We start from the raw sequence: 20,603 nt of genomic DNA on the forward strand, positions 1-20,603 counted from the left end.
GGATGAAAATAGGGCAGAAACAATGATAATCATATATATATTGAGGAATTTACAATGAAATTATCCACCAAAATTGCGGTCTTTACTTTGCCTACTTTATTGTTAATGGGCTGTAACTCCTCAAATGCCGATAAGGATGGCGACGGAAAAGTAAGCGAGGAAGAATTAAAAGCAGAGGTGGAAAAAAGCGGCATTGGCAAGTTAAAGGCGGGTCAATGGGAAATGAGCATGAAAATGAGCGAATTGGATGCGCCCGGCATGCCAAAGGAGCTTCAGGAAATGATGAAGTCGCAATTGGGCAAAGAACAAAAAATGAAGACCTGTGTCACCAAAGAACAGGCGGAGAAACCATCTGCTGAATTTTTTGGTGGGAATAAGGATAAATGCACCATCACCAAAATGGAGCGCGACGGCAGTAAAATTACCACTGAAATGAAATGCGATATGGGTAATAATATTGCGATGATGGGTAAGACGATGGGCGAATTTTCTGATAGCAGCTATAAAATGTCGATTGATCAGCAAATTTCCGGCGCAAAGCCAGAGGAAAAAATGAGCATGAAGGGCGAAATTTCTGGTAAATATTTGGGCGAATGTCCTGCAGAGCCTGCTGCCCCTGCTGTTACAATGCCTCCAAAAGCACCCGCTGCGCCGGTGAAGGCCGCCCCGCCAAGCGCAAAATAAGATAATATATATTTAAACGTTGAAAATATGGCGAATATAAGGCTTGATAAAGCCTTGTGTTCGCCATATGTTCCTTTCTATGTCAGGGGATAGGAAAGGAAGTAAATATGATTGGCTATATTACATTAGGCACAAATGATATTGAACGGGCCCGCGCATTTTACAGCGATGTTTTGGGCGAGTTGGGCGCAAAGGAATTGATGCGTTTTGAGCTAAATGGCTTCACCATGTATGGCCCAGATTTTGAGCAGCCATCATTGGCCGTCACTTTGCCCTTTAATGGAGCGCCGCATCAGGTTGGCAATGGCCAAATGGCGGGTTTAATTATGCAAAATCGTGCGATGGTCGATAAAATGCATGCCAAGGTGCTGTCTTTAGGCGGCGCAGATGAAGGCGCACCGGGTATTCGCGGCGAAGAAGGTGATATGGCATTTTATGGCGCATATTGCCGCGATTTGGACGGCAATAAATTATGCTTCTTTGCCATTGGGCCCGCCAGTTAAAAATGGTTCCAGCAAGTTAATATATAAATTTATCGCCGAAATAGAAATCGGAAATAGAAAAAGGCCGCTCCATAATGGGGCGGCCTTTTGCATGATGAGGTAATGGCGACAATGATGCCGCCATGCCATATTAACGCTTCGAGAATTGGAAGCTACGACGGGCTTTTGCCTTACCATATTTTTTACGCTCAACCACGCGGCTATCGCGGGTTAAGAAGCCTACTGCTTTAACCGCGCTGCGTAGAGCGGGTTCATAGCGGGTTAGGGCCTGTGAAATACCATGTTTCACGGCGCCAGCTTGTCCAGAAAGACCGCCGCCTTTTACAGTTGCCATCACGTCATATTGATCACGACGTTCGGTAATGTCGAACACTTGGTTAATAACCAAACGCAAAGAAGGACGTGCAAAATAAACGGTTTGATCACGGCCATTGACGATGATTTTGCCGGTGCCTGGTTTCAACCAAACGCGGGCAACCGCGTCTTTACGGCGACCAGTGGCATAGGCACGGCCTTGCGCATCAAGCTGTTGCTCGCGCAATGGAGTTGGTGCTTGAGTAGCAGCAGGCGCATCGGCGACCACTGTTTCAAGATCAGATAAACTATTTGTGGTTTCTGACATTATGCACCTACCTTATTTTTACGGTTCATAGAAGCAACATCAAGAACGATAGGGTTCTGACCTGCATGCGGATGTTCTGTCCCATTATAAAGGTGCAACGCACGCATTTGCGCACGGCCCAATGGACCACGTGGAATCATACGCTCAACAGCTTTTTCCAAAACGCGCTCAGGAAAACGGCTTTCCAAAACTTTACCAGCGGTAATGCCTTTGATACCGCCAATATAGCCAGTATGTTTATAATAAACTTTTTGCTTCAGCTTATCACCGGTGAATTTCACCTTGTCAGCATTAATAACAATCACATGGTCACCGCAATCAACATGCGGGGTAAATGATGCTTTTGTCTTGCCGCGTAAAATGTTTGCAATGATTGAGGCAAGGCGGCCAACGACCAAACCTTCGGCATCAATAATTTGCCATTGCTTTTCTACATCTTGCGGGCGGATCGACTTTGTAACTTTCGTTAACGTCTTCATGACGATCTCATTCCTTATAGAATATTGTTAATTAAGACCCAGCCAATATGTTATCATTTTGCCAAGGGCAGAATCATATATTATCTGAATTGAACGCGCTATTCGCAGCAAATAGCGCGAAGGTCAAGCAAAAGCGGCTATGTTGGCGCGGGTAAAATAATACCCTATGCAATAATAAATGCCAAAAAGTTATATTTTATCGTGCATTTGGATTTGCCGCGCCGTTAATATCGCTTTCTTTCTTATCATATTCGGGCTTATTCGTGCTATCACTCTCGTGTAACCAGCCGAAAGCCATTTAAAATTGTGCGGCCATTATCGCCCATGAAAGTTTCGAATTTTCGTGTAAATTCTGTGGTTAAGCCGCTGTTGCAATCAATTTTGCTGTTGAATTCCTCATATTGGTCGGGGCTATCCGATTGATTGATTAAATGCATGAGGATGCTATTTTTATCTGCACTTAATTCAAATCTATTTTGTTCCATTTCTTTATTATATAGGATGAAAAGCCATTTTATATCGCCAATAAGGCGGGATTTCATTTCTGTATCGTCTAATTTTATAAACTTATCCCTTAAAATTGTGCGTACATCATCGGACAAATGTGCCTCATCGATCATTTTATTGATGGAATTAAGATGCTGCGCCACAACTTCTTTATAATTAACAATTTGAATATCACCATTTTTGGCATCAAAAATATATTCAATTTTGCCATCAATAAAATATTGATATATTTTATAAGGAAAATCCGTTGGCCCATTTGTTTTTTGTGATATCAGATGAGCCTTTATCAACCAAATTTGCGATTGCTTGTCGCCCAAAGGGGTGAAATAATATGCAATATGCTGTTCATGATATAGCCGTTGATTATTGACGGGAATGTCGGCCCAATGTTCATAAACAATATATTTGCCCAAAGCTGGGTTAAAATTTTGACGATGTGTTATATTATCCAATGAGCATGCCGGCTGATTTGCAAATGCATTTGGCGTAATGAAGAATAAAGCGAAAATAGCGATTAAAATAAAACGCAGCTTCTTTATAATATAAACTTTAGCGATATTTACCAAGATGATGCACCCCAACTAAGGTGGCAATAACCACCAAAGCGCCGACGGCCTGATGCAGGACAGCCAAGATAATATTCATACCCGTCATCACCGTTGCAATGCCAATAATGATTTGAATGCCAAAGGCGCAATGTATGGCGATGGAAATGGGACGCGCGTCCTTTTTAACCCGCCGCGCCAATAAAATCAGCGCGCCAACCAAAATCCATGCCCACCAACGATGCAAAAAATGCAGCAAAAATGGATCATGTGTCAGGGCGAAAATCATCCCCTTGTCCCAATCAACGCCATCGGGATAAAAATGTTCGTTCATCAATGGCCAATCGCTGGCAACATATCCGGCATTTAAGCCCGCAACCCATGCACCCAACAGCAATTGTACGAATAAAATAGACAAAATAATAATGCCCATCGAGGTCATTTTAGAATTATTTCTAATACCCAATTGAGGGTTATTTTGCCGAGATTTAAGGTCAAGTGCGGTCCAAATGATACCCGCCAAAATGATTAAAGCGGTTATTAAATGAGCTGCGAGGCGAAAATGGCTGACATCTGTACGTTGGGAGAGGCCGGAGCTGACCATCCACCAACCAATGGCGCCCTGCAATCCACCAAGGGCAAGCAACGCCAATAATCTTGGCTTAAAATCTTGGGGGATTTGCTGTTTAATCCAAAACCATGCCAAGGGAATAGCAAAAGCGAGCCCGATTAAACGGCCCAAAAGACGGTGAACCCATTCCCAAAAATAAATAAATTTAAATTGGGCAAGGGTCATGCCCGCCGGCCCGTTAATTTCAATATATTCAGGGATTTGTTTATATTTTTCAAATTCCAAAACCCAATCAGCCTGATTTAATGGCGGTAATGCGCCGGTAATCGGTTTCCATTCGGTGATGGATAGGCCAGATTCGGTAAGGCGCGTTATGCCGCCAACCACCACCATGGCAAAGACCAATGAAGCAACAAAATATAACCAATAAATCAGTTTATTATAAATATTATTGCTATAAATCCGGCTTGTCATATCTGTATCCTGAACAATAGATATTATGCGTAATCAAAAAATTTAAATAGCATATGGACCATGAAAGCCTGTGCAGCAAGTGGCCTATTGGACATGTAAAGGCGCAAAAAAATAAAATGCATAAAAATTTCGATGTAATGTTGTAACCTTACCCGCTTTATGCCATATAGCATCCGTAATTTATAGGAATCGGCAGGTTAATGGCAGTCATCACAAATTATTGGCGCATATGGCGTTGGGACGGATTGGGCCTTGGCCTATCTGCGCTTTGCCTTGCCCATTGTTTGGCGACAACTTTTTTCTTTGCCTTAATGTCTTCATTGGGCGGCGCTGTTGGTGACCCAATTTTACATGAAATTGGCCTTGCTTTGGCGGTTATTTTTGGTTCTTTATCCCTCTATCAGGGGGTAAGGAAACATGGTTTCATCATGCCCGCAGCCATTGGTTCATTGGGAATTGGCGCGATGCTGGGCGCTTTATCCATTCCACATGGTTCGTCGGAAACATTATTCACCATGGTTGGTGTTGGCTTATTGGGATTTGGCCATGTGCTAAATTTCCGCGCGTCGGCTTAATTTACTCATTTTTTTTATGTAAATAGCTTCATTGGTTTTGGCCATTGATCAGTTATGTTGCTTTGATATGAAAAGCGCCTGCATCGCTTGCCCTTTTGTTGAGAGCGCTTTATATATGGCAAATGGATATTAGTCATCATCACCATCATGAACATGAAGGCCGCTCTTTAAGCGACGCCGCGCAAGGCGTTTTGACAGCTGCGGGTGAGCAATGGACCGACATGCGCCGTGATATTTTCGAAATATTGGCGGATTTTAAGAAACCTGCCTCGGCATATGATATTGCCGAATTAGTATCGAAAAAACGTGAAAAACGGGTTGCGCCCAACACGGTTTACCGGATTTTGGATTTATTTGTGAACACAAATTTGGCGATGCGCGTGGAAAGCGCCAATGCCTATGTTGCCAATTCGCATCCAGATTGCTTGCATGATTGCATTTTCATTATTTGCGATGATTGCGGATCGGCGGTGCATTTGGATGATGATGCCTTGTCGCGCGGTGTGCGCAAGGCGGCGGAAACGGCGGGATATGATGATGTTCGCCCGGTAATAGAAGTGCGCGGCAAATGCGCGGATTGTAAATAATTGCCCGTTAACGGCCAAAATTTTCAGCGAAATATTGCGAAACAAAATATAAAAATATGGAATTGACATGACCGACAAACCCGAAACACCATTTTTAGATCAGGTCAATTTTCCTGAGGATTTGCGCAAATTTTCGGCCAAAGAAATGCATCAAATTGCCGATGAATTGCGCCAAGAGGTGATTAGCGCGGTTTCGGTTACCGGTGGACATTTGGGTGCGGGTTTAGGCGTGGTGGAATTAACCACCGCGATACATTATGTGTTCAACACCCCCACGGATAAGTTGATTTTTGACGTTGGGCATCAATGCTATCCGCATAAAATTTTAACTGGCCGCCGCGACAGGATACGCACATTGCGGCAGGGCGGCGGTCTTTCCGGCTTTACCAAAAGAAGCGAAAGCGAATATGACCCATTTGGCGCGGCGCACAGTTCCACCTCTATTTCGGCGGCGCTTGGTTTTGCCGTGGCAAATAAAATGTCAGGCGCTCAGGGCAAGGCAATTGCAGTAATTGGTGACGGCGCGATGAGCGCGGGCATGGCATATGAGGCGATGAATAATGCAGAGGCCGCGGGCAATCGTTTGGTCGTGATATTAAATGATAATGATATGTCAATTGCGCCGCCTGTGGGCGGCTTGTCGGGATATTTGGCGCGGCTTGTCTCCTCCAGCGAATATGTGGGCCTTAGAAAATTTGCATCCAAAATAACGGCTAAACTTTCCCGCCGTGTGCATGATGCCGCCGAACGCGCAGAGGAATATGCGCGCGGCATGGCCATGGGCGGTACATTATTTGAAGAGCTTGGCTTTTATTATGTTGGGCCCATTGATGGGCATAATCTGGATCAGCTTATCCCCGTTTTGGAAAATGTGCGCGACAATGCCGAAGGGCCGGTTTTAATCCATGTGGTAACACAAAAGGGCAAGGGATATGCCCCCGCAGAGGCGGCGGCGGACAAATATCATGGCGTGGCCAAATTTGATGTTATCAGCGGAAAGCAAGATAAAGGGCCAGGCGGCGGCCCGCCCGCTTATCAAAATGTGTTTGGCGAGACCTTGGCCAAATTGGCCGAAAATGACCCCAAAATTTGCGCGATTACGGCGGCCATGCCATCGGGAACGGGCGTTGACAAATTTGCCGCCGCGCATCCCGACCGTGCATTTGATGTCGGCATTGCCGAACAACATGGCGTGACATTTGCAGCAGGACTTGCCGCACAGGGAATGCGCCCTTTCTGCGCCATATACTCAACATTTTTGCAACGCGCCTATGATCAGGTTGTGCATGATGTGGCAATCCAGAACCTGCCCGTGCGCTTTGCCATTGACCGTGCGGGCCTTGTCGGGGCGGATGGTTCAACCCATGCGGGCAGTTTTGATCTTACCTATTTGGCGACATTGCCCAATATGGTGGTGATGTCACCCAGTGATGAGGCGGAATTGGCGCATATGACCTATACTGCCGCCTTATATGATGATGGGCCAATCGCATTTCGTTATCCGCGCGGCAATGGTGTTGGCGTGGATATGCCATTAAAATTTGAACAGATTGAAATTGGCAGGGGCCGAATTGTGAAACAGGGGGCAAAGGTCGCGATTTTGTCGCTTGGCACAAGATTGTCCGAGGCGATGAAGGCGGCCGATGTTTTGGAGGCAAAGGGGCTTTCCACCACGGTGGTCGATATGCGCTTTGTCAAACCATTGGATGAAGATTTAATTCGTAAATTGATGACCAGCCATGAAGTGGTTGTGACATTGGAAGAAGGCGCAATTGGCGGACTTGGCGCACATGTTTTGACCATGGCAAGCGACCTTGGCTTAACCGATCCGGACAGCGCGCATGGCGGGTTGAAAATTCGTACCATGCGCCTGCCCGATATTTTCCAAGAACATGATAATCCGCAAAAACAATATGATGAGGCAGGGTTAAATGCCCCTCAAATTGTAGATATGGTGTTAAAGGCGCTGCGCCATAATAGTGCAGGGGTTGAGGAAGCAGGCGTCAGGGCGTAATGAAAATTACAGACTTACCAAAATATCATGATTTTTTTCATCCAGTATTAGAGGCAATTGAAAAAGCAGGCGGCTCTTCTTCTCTAAATGAGATTAACGATGCTGTGATTGAACAGATGAACTTACCCGCCGAGGCACTAGATATCATCTATGAAAGTGGGAATGGTGTTGTTGTTACTGATAGAATATCATGGGCACGCAGCTATCTTAAAGGCGCGGATTTGTTAGAATCTGGAGGACGTGGGATTTGGTTGTTGACTGAAGAAGGGCGCAAGGCGCTTCAATGGGATGAGAACAAACTTAAATCCCATATTGCATCAGTTACAAAGCCAGTAAAGAAATCATCATTACAATCTACTTTGGAACAAGATGAGTTTCTGCAAAATCCCGATAAAGAACATATTGATTGGCGCGATGAACTGCTACAAGTGTTAAGGGCTATGGATCCCTACGCTTTTGAAAGATTAGCGCAAAGACTTTTAAGAGCATCAGGTTTTGTTAAAGTCGAAGTAACAGCCAAGTCAGGCGATGGCGGTATTGATGGGACAGGCATATTGCAGCTGAGCCTCATGTCATTTCATGTTCTATTTCAATGCAAACGTTACCAAGGTTCGGTTGGTTCTGGGGCTATACGCGACTTTCGTGGCGCAATGATGGGGCGCACGGATAAAGGTCTTATTATCACAACAGGAACATTCTCACCAGATGCCAGGCGAGAAGCGACAAGAGATGGCGCCCCACCAATTGATTTAATCGATGGGGACGCTCTATGTGATAAATTAAAAGATTTGTCTTTAGGCGTTGAAACAAAGCTTGTTGAAAAGGTTGAAATTAACCCCGATTGGTTTAACCAGCTTTAACCCTTGGGAATGGCGGCCTGTGCGTTTTGACCGTCGCCCTCTGGCGCGGCGATAATATCGCGGGTCACCTCTGCCTTATTCACGGTTTCTGTTTCTGGGTCGCCAATTTGCGAACGAATGGCGGCATCAGAATCGCCTGCTTGTAAAATAACGGCGCGTTCAGATGTGCTACGCGGGGCTGCGCCGCCAAATAATGCTTCTAAAACCTGTTCATTATTGCCGGCATCTTGCGGACGCGCCGCGCCGGGTTGTGGCGGGGTCAATGCGAAATCGGGCGGCACCACCAATGGTGCAGAGCGTGAAACGGCGAACTCATCCGGACGATCACGGTTAAAAATGCTGGTTGAACCACATGCTGATAAAGTGGTGGCAGATGCCAAAATTGTTAATGTAATAATCTTTTTAGCCATGTTCATTCTCTCTTCTCACGTCAGCCCCGTTGTTATTTCCGGCGATAATTTCCGCTGTTTCTTTCGGGTTATCTTCGCGCATTAAGAACGCACGGGCAAGTAAAATTAAAACGCCAATGGTAATGCAAGCATCGGCAAGGTTGAAAATATAAAATGGACGAAAATCGCCAAAATGCAGGTCGGCATAGTCCACAACATAGCCATAGCGGGCGCGGTCAACAATATTGCCCAATGCACCGCCTAGAATAAGCGATAGGGCAAGAATATCACCGCGCATTTTTTCACGCATCATCCAAATAAAAACGATTAAGGCGATAAAGGCAGTCGCACCGACAAGCATCCATCTTTGCGCCTCATTATCCGCAGATAAAAAACCCATGGAAACACCGCGATTTTCCGCCCATGTAAGGTTGAAAAACGGGATGATGTGAATTTGCCCACGGCTTTGCAATGCCAATGGGCCAATCATGATGAATTTTACAATTTGGTCGGCGATAAATAATATCGACGCCAGCATGATGCCCTGAATTTTATATTTTTTGCTTTTATCCATGGATCACATCCTCGCACCGGCCACATAATGCGCCATCTTCGGCAACATCGGGCAAGTGCCGCCAACAACGACCGCATTTATGCGAATCTGTTTTTGATACTGAAATTTCATGTCCATCTGTCACCTCTGCAACAATGGATATTTCCGCAAAATGAACAGGATCAATTTTTAAATCTTTTAATGGCAATTTCACATCCGCCTGAAGGCTGGACCGGATGATTTTGTCACGGCGCAATGGTTCAATCGCTTCATTCACCGCTTCACGCAGGGCGCGAATCTCGCTCCATTTGTCAAATAATGCCATATCATGCCAATTGTTGGAAATTTCCGGCCATATTTGCAAATGAACGCTGTCGGCATTTTCACCAAAACGCGATTGCCAGATTTCCTCGGCGGTAAAGACCAGCACCGGCGCGGCATAGCGAACCATGGCGTGGAAAATAATGTCCATCGCACTGCGATATGCGCGGCGTTTTGGATCACTTGGCGCATCGCAATATAGGCAATCTTTACGTATATCGAAGAAGAAAGCGCTCAAATCCTCATTGGCGAAATCGGACAGCAATCTGGTATATGTGTTAAAATCATAATCATTTACCGCGCGGCGCAATTTGTCATCCAACTCCGCCAATAAATGCAGCACATAACGCTCCAATTCCGGCATATCGGCCACATTAACGCGCTCTGATTCCTCAAAATCGGACAATCCGCCAAGCATATAGCGGAAACTGTTGCGCAATTTGCGATAAGTATCGCCCACACCGCGCAAAATTTCATCGCCAATGCGGTGATCTTCGGTAAAATCAACCGATAAAGCCCATAAACGGATAATATCCGCGCCTGTTTGGTCCATTATTTTCAATGGGCTGATTGTATTGCCCAATGATTTGGACATTTTCATACCCTTTTGATCCATGGTGAAACCGTGGGTTAACACCGCCTGATAGGGGGCGCGTCCCCGCGTGCCACAGCTTTGTAAGAGGGAGCTTTGAAACCAGCCTCTATGCTGATCGCTGCCTTCTAAATATAGGTTGGCGGGCGGGATGCTTTTATCCTCGCGCACCAATTCGGGCCATTTTCCGCTTTCTAAGACAAAGGCATGGGTGCAGCCGCTATCAAACCAAACGTCCAAAATATCGACAATGCGTTCATAATTGGCCGCGTCATAAGCATCGCCCAAAAATTCCTGTGCGCGTTCATCACACCATGCATCGACGCCCTGTTCACGCATGGCCGCAATAATGCGGGCATTCACATCTTTATCAACCAGATATTCGCCCGTTTTACGGTCCACAAACAGCGTGATAGGCACGCCCCATGCGCGTTGACGGCTAAGCACCCAATCGGGGCGACCCTCCACCATAGAGTTTATGCGATTGCGCCCTTTTTCGGGTATCCAGCGCGTGTCGGCAATTGCCTGCAACGCGGTTTCGCGCAGGCTTTTGTCCTTGCCCGCCGCCACGCGGTCCATGGGAACAAACCATTGCGGGGTGCAACGATAAATCACCTTGGCCTTTGACCGCCAGCTATGTGGATAGCTGTGGCTGGTGCTTGAATCATTTCGCGCGGATAATAATGCGCCAACATCGCGAAGGTCGCTGCAAATTGGGCCATCGGGCGCGGTGAATTTATTGTTAATCACGCTGCCCGCACGTTCATCGCCGCGCGGCAACCATGGCCAATCTTCGCGGTAAACACCGTCCGCATCCACCGCAAATACGGGGTTGATGCCATGGGCTTTACATAGATCAAAATCATCCTCGCCATGGTCCGGCGCCATATGGACAAGGCCGGTACCCGCATCGGTGGTGACAAAATCACCGGGCAGGAACGGGCGGGCCTTTGTGAAAAAGTCGCTGTCCGGGAAGCTATCCGCCATGGGATGCTTGGCGACAGTTCCGGCAAGGTCAGAGCCTTTGAAATTAATAATTTCAGTCAAAGTCACTTCTGCATCATTGCCTATATTTAATCGGTCATTAAATTGTGACAAAAGAGCGCGGGCAATAATAAATTTCTTACCCGCTAGCGCATCAACATTGGCCGCTTCATATAGGCCATATTCAACATCCGGCCCATAGGCGAGCGCTTGGTTTACGGGAATCGTCCAAGGCGTCGTGGTCCAAATCACGGCATATGCGCCGATTAATTCTTTAATCGGGCTGTCGGTAATCTCAAATGCCACATCAATTTGGGTGGAGGTGATATTTTCATATTCCACCTCAGCCTCGGCCAGCGCGGTTTTTTCCACCGGCGACCACATAACGGGCTTTGCCCCACGATAAAGCTGTCCGCTTTCGGCAAATTTCAACAATTCGGTCACAATGGTGGCTTCGCTGTCAAAATCCATGGTTAAATATGGTTTGTCCCAATTGCCATTGATGCCAAGGCGTTTTAACTGTTCACGCTGAACATTCACCCATTGCTGGGCATAGGCGCGGCATTCGGCGCGAAATTCCTTTACCGGAACTTCATCCTTGTTCAGTTTTTTCTTGCGATATTGTTCCTCAACCTTCCATTCAATGGGCAGGCCGTGGCAATCCCAACCGGGAATATAGGGCGCGTCTTTGCCAAGCAGGCTTTGTGTGCGCACCACCATATCCTTTAAAATATGGTTCAGCGCATGGCCAATATGCATATCGCCATTGGCATAGGGCGGGCCATCATGCAGGATGAATTTTTCCGCGCCTTTGCGCGCCTCGCGCAATTTGCCATATAGGTCCTGTTCCTGCCATTTTGCCAAAATCTTTGGTTCTTTTTGTGGCAATCCGGCCTTCATTGGAAAGTCGGTTTTGGGAAGGAATACCGTGTCCTTATAATCGGGAATATTATTATTTGTGTCAGACATAATGAGGGCTTTAAGCTGTCCAGCCGCGCCCCGCAAGTATATTGCGGATATGGCGGCTTATTTTAACGATTTTGCGGTTTATATAAATTATCTTTTTAATGTAGGGCCGATTTTGGCAATATCCTCAATCAATATCATGCCATTATAGCTATTGGCGATGTCACCAAATTGTTCGGGCGATGTAATGCCGATAATTTTATCGCCCTCAATCTTATCTGCGACAATCATCTTGCTGTTTGCCGCCGCGACATTGGCCAAAAATTTATTGGGCCAACCCCATAGGGTGAAGCCTAAATCATCTATTGTGGCCAAAATAACGCTATTATGACAGCTTTGCGGCAAAGCACCCATCCATCCTTTTAATTTATGATCGGAAAGGCATGTTTTTGATTTTTCATAGTCAATTAATCCCGCCTTGCCCGCAAGAGGGCGCAACGCGTCTATGGATTTTGAAGAACCCAAAAACATGGTTTTATTGTCAAAATCACGGCCATTGGCGCGTAAAGTCTCCACCAATTTGGGGTAATGCGCCGCATCAATATTCTCGGCCTTTATGATTAAATTTATGGCTGATAAATTAGGGAGAGCGACCGAAATTGGGGTGCGCGGGGCGGCATTATCGCGCGCGCAATTACCATTTGCCGCCTTATCAATGACGAAATTACCATCCTTTGTGGTTTCAATATTAACAAGCAAGCTGCTGCCCCTTGCGCCGGCAACAGCCTGTAATGATTGAACATCAGGCGGCGTGACACTTGCTGCGTAGCCGATATTTTGTTGAATAAAACATCCATTTTCATCAACCGGAAGGCTTGTCCCCTTGACCGCGACCAATTGTGGTCCGCCCTTTGGTGCATCGGCAAGCCAGCTTGCATTTAATAATGAAATGCCTCCAATGATTAAGCAGATTATAACAATCGCCCATCTTAATTTATTGTTCGCCATGCCTGCCCCCTTAAATTATTGGTAGATTGGCGACCAACCAATTTTTGGCCACCATGCTGTCCTGATCCATTTGCGTAATTAACGCGTCCATATCATCAAATTTTGCCTCTTCACGGATGAAATGCAGCAATTCAACTTCTATCATTTGATGATATAAATCACCCTGAAAGTCAAAAAAATACGGCTCTAACAATAATTTAGGAGGGGTAAAGCTGGGCCGGATGCCCAAATTGGCAACCCCGTCAAATATGCCGCCATCGGGTAATTTGCCGCGCACCGCATATATGCCAAATTTCGGACGCAAATATGATCCCATGTCGATATTAGCGGTGGGATAGCCGAATTTACGGCCATTTTTATCGCCATGCTGCACTTCACCCTCAATGGCAAAGGGGCGGGTGAGCAAATTTTGCGCCGTGGCAATATCGCCATTTTTCAATGCGGCGCGAATCCTGCTAGAGGAGATGACTTCATCCCCATTGGTAATGGGGGATAAAGCGCGCGAACGCAAATTAACCGGTGCGCCATAATCGGATAGATTTTGGGCATTGCCGCTGCGCCCCTTGCCAAAGGTGAAATCCTGTCCGGTCACCACGCCCGCCACGCCCAATTGCTCAGCCAATAATTTTGTGACAAAATCGGCCGCGCTCATATTGGCCAATGTCTCATTAAAATCAAAAACCAACATGGCATCGGCGCCAAATTGGGAAAAAATCTTTTCCCTTTGGTTCAAACTGGTCAATCGAAAGGGTTCGGCATGGGGCATGAAATATCGCACCGGATGCGGGTCAAATGTTGCAATGTAAAAAGGGCGGCCTTCCTCCATTGCCCATTTTTTTGCCGCGCCGGCCACCGCCTGATGGCCCAGATGAAATCCATCAAAATTACCCATGGCGATAATCGCGCCGCGATTGTCACCTGCCAATATATCATGGCTGGAAAATTTAGCCATTATTTGGCTTTTCTTTGCGGATTAAGGTCACAAAATCATATGCGGGTATTTTATCCGTGGCGGGAAAGCTTTCGCGTTTTTGTTCTTCAAAACCATCATATAAATCGGCATCAAAGCTGACATCACCCATGGCGTCCATGTGAATTTCGGTCAATTCTATACGATCTGCCATAGGCAGGAACATGGCGTATATTTCTGCGCCACCAATAATATAAACATGGGGGCTTGTGGCGATTTTTAACGCTTGCTGCACATTATATGCCGTTTCTGCGCCATCTTCTTCCCATTCAGTGTCGCGGGTCATTACAATATGGCGGCGGCCCTCCAACAAACCGGGCAGGCTGTCAAAGGTTTTGCGGCCCATAATCATTGGGCGACCCTTTGTTATTTGCTTAAAATGCCGCATATCTGCGGGAATGTGCCAAGGCAAACGATCCTTATTGCCGATAATATTATTGCTCGCGCGGGCCAGGACCAAGGTGATTTCGGGATGCTTCATCGCTTTATATACTCAGCCTTTTTGTTAAAATGACGCTTATGTCATTTTTCATAAGATATTTTTGTGATGTGGCCCATTTTTCGTCCGGGCCTTGCCTCTGCTTTGCCATAAAGGTGCAGCTTTGCAAGGGGGTCATCCAAAATAGCCTTAAATTCATCAATATCATCGCCAATAATATTGGTCATGATAATGTCATCGCCGCATATTTTGGTGCTGCCCAGGGGCAGGCCGCAAATTGCGCGAATATGATTTTCAAATTGGCTGCTTACCGCACCCTCAATCGTCCAATGCCCGCTATTATGAACGCGCGGGGCCATTTCATTGAAAATTGGTCCTTCGCTGCTGGCGAAAAATTCACCGGTTAAGATGCCAACATAATTGGATTGTTCAGCAATTTTCTGCATCAATTTTCTGGCAACGGGTTGTTGATCCTTTATTATCGATGGCGCGGGCAGGCTGCTGGTCGATAATATGCCATTTTTATGGATATTATGCGGGCTATTATAAAAAATAATCTCGCCATGCACATTGCGCGCCATGATAACCGAAAATTCGGCGGAAAATTCGACAAGACCTTCTAAAATCGCAGGCTCTCCATTTAATGAAGCCATTGCTGCATGTAATTCATCCATATTGGCAACGCGAAATTGCCCCTTGCCATCATATCCCATGCGCACGGTTTTAACGATTGCCGGAAAACCGGTTTGTTGTGCCGCCGGCGTGCAATCGGCCATGTTATTTAATGCAGCATAGGGCGCGGTTATCCCGCCCATGGCGATGGCATATTCCTTTTCGCTTAACCGGTGCTGTGCAATTTGTAATAATGATAAGGGCGGATAAATATTTTTATTCTTTTCCAACGCCCGTAACGGGGCAACCGGAATATTTTCAAATTCGATGGTAATGACATCGCATTGGCTGGCAAAATGTACCAATGCCTGTTCATCATCATATGGCGCACAGGTGAAATAATCCGCGCTAATCGCCGCGATGCTATCTTGTTCGGGGGCATAAATATGGGTGTGATATCCCATTTGCCCCGCCGATATTGCCATCATGCGGCCCAATTGCCCGCCGCCAATAATGCCGATGGTTGACCCCATGGGCAGGTAATGATGCGCATTATTGGAATTTTGTGGCGGATTATGTGGCGACATTATGCGTTCTTTGGCCCCAATGGATGTTCGGCAATGCTTGCGCTTTGTGCCGCGCGCCATGCATCCAATTTTTGGGCAAGGACGCTGTCATTATTGGCCAATATGGCCGCCGCCAACAGGGCAGCATTTTTGGCCCCTGCCTGTCCAATGGCCAAAGTGCCCACGGGAATACCGGCGGGCATTTGCACGATGGATAGCAAGCTGTCCATTCCGTCCAATGCGCGCGATTGCACCGGAACACCTAAAACCGGAATACGGGTCATGGATGCGGTCATTCCGGGTAAATGCGCCGCGCCGCCTGCGCCTGCGATAATGACGTGCAGGCCGCGATCGGCCGCGCTTTTCGCATAATCATATAATCTTTCAGGGGTGCGGTGCGCGGAAATGATTCGGCATTCATGCTCCACATCCAATTCGCGTAATATATCGGACGCGCCCACCATGGTTTCCCAATCGGATTGGCTGCCCATAATAATGCCTATTTTTACCGATCCTGTATCACCCATATAATGGCCCCTGCGGAATAATATGAAAATAATGCCATGCGCCACATGGCACATGCAATGCTGTTTCAAAAATATTGCTATTGTCTCTAAACATCATCGCGCCAATGCGCAATAATGACAAAGCCAGAAATATGATTTTTATTGCAGAATGACCGCGCATATATTTGCAGCATATAATTTACTTGATTTAAATGATTAATTGCTAGATTCTAAACAAATAATAATAAACCGGTCGCGTTATATAATAATAATTATGACGGTTGATATGATGAATGATGATGAAAATCGCCAAAAATTGGAAAATTTGGTTGTGCAACTGCGCGCCGAAAATCTTGCCTTAAAAAACCAAGTTGAACATTTACAACTTGCCAATAGCGTCGATGAATTAACCGCTATTTTAAACCGCCGCTCATTTTTAGAGGCGCTGGAGCGGTGGTGTTGGCGGTTAAAACGTTATTCGGGGCAATATGCTCTTGCCTTTATTGATGTTGATAATTTGAAACAAATAAATGACCAATATGGTCATAGCGCGGGCGACGCCGTGTTGGTGCATGTCGCCCAAATATTAAGCCATGCCATTAGAAAGTCCGATTTTGTCGGGAGATTGGGCGGGGATGAATTTGGCATATTGCTGGACACAATTGATCCGCAATTCATTCAGCATAAGGCAAGAAATTTGGGCGATGCAATATCGAGCGAGCCTGTGGAATATGAGGGCCAAGTCATTCATATCTCTGCATCCATTGGCATTGTGCCGATGGTAAGGGGGCAAAGCGCGTTACAGATTATGACCCTTGCGGATGAGGCAATGTATAATCATAAACGCGCCAAGGGCATTGTAAAATCCCCATTGGAATAGGGATAGGACCGACAAATAATCAAATAATATGACGTGATTGCCGGACCATCACTGGCCGTTAATCTTTTAAATAATAATATTCGCCGCCCTGTGCATCATCGTTTAATTCATAAATAATCGGCTGTCCGGTGGGGATTTCCAAACCGGTAATATCATCATCGCTTATATTGGATAAATGTTTGACCAATGCGCGCAGACTGTTGCCATGTGCAGAAATCATAACTTGCTTGCCCGATTTAATTTCAGGAACAATGACATTTTCCCAATATGGCAATACGCGAATAATCGTGTCCTTTAAACTTTCCGTATTGGGAATGTTAATGCCGGCATAGCGCGGGTCATTTTCCATGGCAAAGGGGGAGTCACCATCCATTGGCGGCGGCGGAATGTCAAAGGAACGGCGCCAGATATGTACCTGTTCCTCGCCATGTTTTGCGGCGGTTTCCGCCTTGTCCAATCCGGTTAGGCCGCCATAATGGCGTTCGTTTAATTGCCAATTTTTGGTAACGGGCATCCATAAACGGCCCATTGCCTCCAATGCTAAATTCATGGTTTTAACCGCCCTTGTCTGTACGCTGGTAAAACCAATATCGGGGGCAAGGCCCTTTTCCTTCATTAAAATACCCGCGTCCCATGCCTCTTTTGCGCCTTTTTCGGTAACATCCACATCCCACCAACCGGTAAAACGATTTTCCAAATTCCATTGGGATTGGCCGTGACGGATTAGGATAAGTTTAGGCATAATCTGGCTTTCTATATTTAGCAGAGATGTTGAGTAATAATTATATTTTTTTACTCATAAAGCGGCTGAACGGATCGTCAACATATTGTGCAAAGGGTGGACAAAATATAAACCCATTTTTTTGATATAATTGGATTGCGGGTTCAAATGCCTCGCCTGATCCGGTTTCCAGGCTTAATCTTTCATAACCGCGCCGCTGTGCTTCGATAAATATATGGCTTAGCATTGCCTGAGATGCACCCCGGCGCAGATAATCGGGATGGGTGCGCATGGATTTAACCTCGCCATGATGTGGCGCAATTTCTTTTAATGCGCCGCAACCGGCAAGCTTTGGTTCATTTTGGCTATCATCCCAAATTGACCAAAATGTCACATCATCGCCATTTAACCCGTCAAAATCCAAAAAATGACAGCTGCCCTTGGGCGAATTGGCCAACATGGATGCAAAATGCAATTCCAATAAAGCCCTTATCTCTACGCCCGATAAATCATCAGCGATGATGCGCATATTTATTTCCTAAACAAGCTCCGCCAAGGTAGCAATACATTGTTCGGCCAAATGGATACAGCGATCGGGCGACCAGCCGCGATCAACATCGGGCAAATCGTCATTATCCTTAAATGGCATTTCCAATGTCATGGCAATACAGCCCATATTTGTGCCCATTTTCGCATCATTATATCGCTCTGCCAATTGATTGGTGGAAAGGGATAAATTCGCTTTACGTTTGGCATCCAATGGATAGCCAATTTTGGTTTGGAAATCGGCGGTGCGGGTGGCCAATAAATCACGATAGGCGTGATATTTGCGGCTTTGTTCATCGGTTAAGGATGGGATACCCTCAAAACCGGCAATGAAGACGGCGGGAATCGCCTCATCCCCATGAACATCCAATGCCCAATGCACGCCTTTTTCATCCATCGCATTGCGGATGGCCAGCACTTCGGGGCTTTTTTCCAAAGTTGGATTGTCCCATTCGCGGTTCAGGTTCGTACCCACGGCATTGGTACGTAAATGCCCACGGCATGATCCATCAGGGTTGCAATTTGGCACAATATTGACGGTGCATTTTTCCAATAATTTACGCGCATGAGGATTGGCCGGATCGGTCAGCGCATATAATGCGCCCTCCATCCACCATTCGGCCATTGATTCGCCGGGATGCTGGCGGCCATATAACCATAATTGCGTGTCGCCTTGCCCCATGGTCAGGCAATCAATGGGTTGCCCCTCTATGCTATGGCCCAAAACGCGGTGCGAAACACCATCATATTCGCAAATATCGGCGATTAAATCATGGTGGCGTTCCATGCTATATGGCGCAAAATATGCAAACCAACTAAGCGGGCTTGTCGGGGTATAGGTGATGGTCAATGTGCCATCATCTTCATCTGCATCAAATGTGGACGGTGCGCGCAGCCATTCGACCCTATCTTCGCTTACACAGGCATTATAATTGGGCCAACCATCGGGATAGGCGCTTTTATTTAATCCGGTGATTTTTAATGTGACTTCTTCACCAGGCGTGCCGGCCACACGAAAATGAAACCATTGGAAAAATTCGCTGTTTTTATCTTTACGAATCGATAATTTTGCCTCTGTGCCATTGATCGAATGAGTGATGATATTGCCGCTATCAAATGCAGCATTTATGTCATGTATTGGCATTATTATAATGTCCCTCAATAATTATATTATATTTTGTTATTATATTATTTAACGGTAATTGTCTCGCCACTCTTACCTGGAAAATTCATAAAAATGGCGCTTGCCAGTTTGGATGCAGCTATTCCCGGCTGTGCAGCGGGTGATTTTGCCCCCGCACGCTGACGCGCTGTGCCCTCCCAAAATACTATATTATCATCAATATTCACCATGCTGATACGCAAAGTGGTTTCAACCGAAGGGCCGCCGCTGCCGCCCAAATTTATGCCAACGCCAACCCCAAAGCCGGAACGATAGCCGCCCGTGCCGCCGCCAACGCCAACGGATATGGGGGAACGTGAACCCGATGAATCAATTTCAACACGCTCCACACTATATTTCACCTTATATTGCGTCACTACATCCTTACCCACGGGAAACACAGCATATCCAATATTGGTCAATTCACGCTCAATCGCGGCCTTATAGGGGGATTGTGATAAAATATTTTTCCCCGAACCATCAAATGGCACGACCATGATAGTGCCCAAATTAACAGTCTCCAGCGCGGGGGCATTATTGTGAAAACGGGTTACCTCAACCGGCCCGGTCGGCACCATACATGCCGAAAGCCCCATTGGTAAAATGGCGATGACGCCCAAAATGCGTGCTTTTTGAAATATATTTTTACCATTAAATCGCTGCGTCATGCTATATCCTTAATATGATATTTGGAATAGTTTAGGCGGCTTGGTTAAATTGGTAAAGACCCAACTATATCCATGGCCATATATTAAATTTTCGGCGAAGATGCTTATCTTACTTGACTTTGCGCCGCCGCCCTCATAGTGACGCCCCTCATAAAGAACTTACACAATTATTTGGGATTATCACGATGAAGATCGTCAACTCTTTGAAATCGCTTAAAGGCCGTCACCGCGATAACCGCGTCATTCGCCGTCGTGGTCGCATTTATGTGATTAACAAGACGAATCGCCGTTTCAAGGCGCGTCAGGGCTAATCATATTTGGCCTTTGGCCATAATATAGTGAAGTTACCGTCCCGATAT

25 protein-coding genes are annotated in these 20,603 nt (G+C 46.3%); 8 read left to right on the plus strand and 17 right to left on the minus strand.

Annotated elements, in window-relative coordinates; all coding sequences use genetic code 11:
• The first annotated feature begins 54 nt into the window (after positions 1-54).
• Positions 55-684 (plus strand): DUF3617 domain-containing protein, encoded by a 630-nt coding sequence (locus LPB140_RS01865; protein ID WP_072558428.1) that lies wholly within the window; start codon positions 55-57, stop codon positions 682-684.
• A gap of 107 nt (positions 685-791) precedes the next feature.
• The gene (locus LPB140_RS01870; RefSeq protein ID WP_072558429.1) at positions 792-1,187 is read left to right on the plus strand and encodes a VOC family protein; all 396 of its coding nucleotides are present in this window, start codon (positions 792-794) and stop codon (positions 1,185-1,187) included.
• Positions 1,188-1,317: 130 nt separating this feature from the next.
• On the opposite strand, the gene rpsI is transcribed toward LPB140_RS01870, so the two are convergent.
• The 4 genes from rpsI to LPB140_RS01890 form a co-directional block, all read right to left on the minus strand.
• Positions 1,318-1,809 carry a 30S ribosomal protein S9 gene (rpsI, locus tag LPB140_RS01875; protein WP_072558430.1) on the minus strand — a complete coding sequence of 164 codons (492 nt, stop codon included), beginning with the start codon at positions 1,807-1,809 and terminating at the stop codon, positions 1,318-1,320.
• Positions 1,809-2,288, minus strand: a complete 480-nt coding sequence (gene rplM / locus LPB140_RS01880) for a 50S ribosomal protein L13 (RefSeq protein WP_072558431.1) — start codon at positions 2,286-2,288, stop codon at positions 1,809-1,811. The genes rpsI and rplM overlap by 1 nt, the downstream gene beginning before the upstream one ends.
• Positions 2,289-2,557: 269 nt before the next feature.
• Entirely contained in the window at positions 2,558-3,247 is a 690-nt protein-coding gene (locus LPB140_RS01885) for a hypothetical protein (RefSeq protein WP_156874097.1), read from the minus strand.
• A 97-nt stretch (positions 3,248-3,344) separates the two neighbouring features.
• The gene (locus LPB140_RS01890) at positions 3,345-4,385 is read right to left on the minus strand and encodes a COX15/CtaA family protein (protein WP_072558433.1); all 1,041 of its coding nucleotides are present in this window, start codon (positions 4,383-4,385) and stop codon (positions 3,345-3,347) included.
• 200 nt (positions 4,386-4,585) lie between these two features.
• Here LPB140_RS01890 and LPB140_RS01895 point away from each other — a divergent pair, with 200 nt between their 5' ends.
• From LPB140_RS01895 to LPB140_RS01910, 4 genes are all read left to right on the plus strand, one after another.
• Positions 4,586-4,960, plus strand: coding sequence for a MerC domain-containing protein (locus LPB140_RS01895; RefSeq protein WP_072558434.1), 375 nt, complete (start codon positions 4,586-4,588; stop codon positions 4,958-4,960).
• A 122-nt stretch (positions 4,961-5,082) separates the two neighbouring features.
• Entirely contained in the window at positions 5,083-5,547 is a 465-nt protein-coding gene (locus LPB140_RS01900) for a Fur family transcriptional regulator (protein WP_072558435.1), read from the plus strand.
• A 67-nt stretch (positions 5,548-5,614) separates the two neighbouring features.
• Positions 5,615-7,561 (plus strand): 1-deoxy-D-xylulose-5-phosphate synthase, encoded by a 1,947-nt coding sequence (gene dxs / locus LPB140_RS01905; RefSeq protein ID WP_072558436.1) that lies wholly within the window; start codon positions 5,615-5,617, stop codon positions 7,559-7,561.
• Positions 7,561-8,421 (plus strand): restriction endonuclease, encoded by an 861-nt coding sequence (locus tag LPB140_RS01910; RefSeq protein WP_072558437.1) that lies wholly within the window; start codon positions 7,561-7,563, stop codon positions 8,419-8,421. Before dxs ends, LPB140_RS01910 begins: the two co-directional genes overlap by 1 nt.
• Here the strand turns inward: LPB140_RS01910 and LPB140_RS01915 are convergent.
• From LPB140_RS01915 to LPB140_RS12275, 9 genes are all read right to left on the minus strand, one after another.
• Positions 8,418-8,837, minus strand: coding sequence for a DUF3035 domain-containing protein (locus LPB140_RS01915; RefSeq protein ID WP_072558438.1), 420 nt, complete (start codon positions 8,835-8,837; stop codon positions 8,418-8,420). The genes LPB140_RS01910 and LPB140_RS01915 overlap by 4 nt on opposite strands.
• Entirely contained in the window at positions 8,824-9,384 is a 561-nt protein-coding gene (gene lspA, locus LPB140_RS01920) for a signal peptidase II (protein ID WP_072558439.1), read from the minus strand. The genes LPB140_RS01915 and lspA overlap by 14 nt, the downstream gene beginning before the upstream one ends.
• A complete protein-coding gene (gene ileS / locus LPB140_RS01925) occupies positions 9,377-12,229 on the minus strand; it encodes an isoleucine--tRNA ligase (protein ID WP_072558440.1) in 2,853 nt (950 codons plus the stop codon). Before ileS ends, lspA begins: the two co-directional genes overlap by 8 nt.
• Positions 12,230-12,316: 87 nt before the next feature.
• Positions 12,317-13,174, minus strand: a complete 858-nt coding sequence (locus tag LPB140_RS01930) for a PI-PLC domain-containing protein (protein ID WP_072558441.1) — start codon at positions 13,172-13,174, stop codon at positions 12,317-12,319.
• A gap of 10 nt (positions 13,175-13,184) precedes the next feature.
• Positions 13,185-14,126 carry a bifunctional riboflavin kinase/FAD synthetase gene (locus LPB140_RS01935; RefSeq protein ID WP_072558442.1) on the minus strand — a complete coding sequence of 314 codons (942 nt, stop codon included), beginning with the start codon at positions 14,124-14,126 and terminating at the stop codon, positions 13,185-13,187.
• Entirely contained in the window at positions 14,119-14,625 is a 507-nt protein-coding gene (locus LPB140_RS01940; RefSeq protein WP_072558443.1) for a dihydrofolate reductase, read from the minus strand. Before LPB140_RS01940 ends, LPB140_RS01935 begins: the two co-directional genes overlap by 8 nt.
• 41 nt (positions 14,626-14,666) lie before the next feature.
• Positions 14,667-15,782, minus strand: a complete 1,116-nt coding sequence (locus LPB140_RS01945) for a 5-(carboxyamino)imidazole ribonucleotide synthase (RefSeq protein ID WP_072558444.1) — start codon at positions 15,780-15,782, stop codon at positions 14,667-14,669.
• Positions 15,782-16,288 carry a 5-(carboxyamino)imidazole ribonucleotide mutase gene (purE, locus tag LPB140_RS01950; protein ID WP_072558445.1) on the minus strand — a complete coding sequence of 169 codons (507 nt, stop codon included), beginning with the start codon at positions 16,286-16,288 and terminating at the stop codon, positions 15,782-15,784. Before purE ends, LPB140_RS01945 begins: the two co-directional genes overlap by 1 nt.
• Positions 16,281-16,448, minus strand: coding sequence for a hypothetical protein (locus LPB140_RS12275; RefSeq protein ID WP_156874098.1), 168 nt, complete (start codon positions 16,446-16,448; stop codon positions 16,281-16,283). Before LPB140_RS12275 ends, purE begins: the two co-directional genes overlap by 8 nt.
• Before the next feature lie 93 nt (positions 16,449-16,541).
• Between LPB140_RS12275 and LPB140_RS01955 the strand changes: the two genes are divergently transcribed.
• Entirely contained in the window at positions 16,542-17,147 is a 606-nt protein-coding gene (locus LPB140_RS01955) for a GGDEF domain-containing protein (RefSeq protein ID WP_156874099.1), read from the plus strand.
• A 58-nt stretch (positions 17,148-17,205) separates the two neighbouring features.
• Here LPB140_RS01955 and gpmA read toward each other — a convergent pair whose 3' ends face one another.
• The 4 genes from gpmA to LPB140_RS01975 are packed head-to-tail and all read right to left on the minus strand — an operon-like array spanning position 17,206 to position 20,244.
• On the minus strand, positions 17,206-17,889 hold the full coding sequence (gpmA, locus tag LPB140_RS01960) for a 2,3-diphosphoglycerate-dependent phosphoglycerate mutase (protein ID WP_072558447.1): 684 nt from the start codon (positions 17,887-17,889) through the stop codon (positions 17,206-17,208).
• A gap of 40 nt (positions 17,890-17,929) precedes the next feature.
• Positions 17,930-18,397, minus strand: a complete 468-nt coding sequence (locus LPB140_RS01965; RefSeq protein ID WP_072558448.1) for a GNAT family N-acetyltransferase — start codon at positions 18,395-18,397, stop codon at positions 17,930-17,932.
• A gap of 9 nt (positions 18,398-18,406) precedes the next feature.
• On the minus strand, positions 18,407-19,558 hold the full coding sequence (locus LPB140_RS01970; protein WP_072558449.1) for a M14 family metallopeptidase: 1,152 nt from the start codon (positions 19,556-19,558) through the stop codon (positions 18,407-18,409).
• A 44-nt stretch (positions 19,559-19,602) separates the two neighbouring features.
• Positions 19,603-20,244, minus strand: coding sequence for a DUF4136 domain-containing protein (locus LPB140_RS01975; protein WP_072558450.1), 642 nt, complete (start codon positions 20,242-20,244; stop codon positions 19,603-19,605).
• Positions 20,245-20,429: 185 nt separating this feature from the next.
• Here LPB140_RS01975 and ykgO point away from each other — a divergent pair, with 185 nt between their 5' ends.
• Positions 20,430-20,555 carry a type B 50S ribosomal protein L36 gene (ykgO, locus tag LPB140_RS01980; RefSeq protein WP_066482602.1) on the plus strand — a complete coding sequence of 42 codons (126 nt, stop codon included), beginning with the start codon at positions 20,430-20,432 and terminating at the stop codon, positions 20,553-20,555.
• Positions 20,556-20,603: the final 48 nt, after the last annotated feature.

The sequence above is a fragment of the Sphingorhabdus lutea genome (genome assembly GCF_001889025.1).
GTDB lineage: Bacteria > Pseudomonadota > Alphaproteobacteria > Sphingomonadales > Sphingomonadaceae > Sphingorhabdus_B > Sphingorhabdus_B lutea.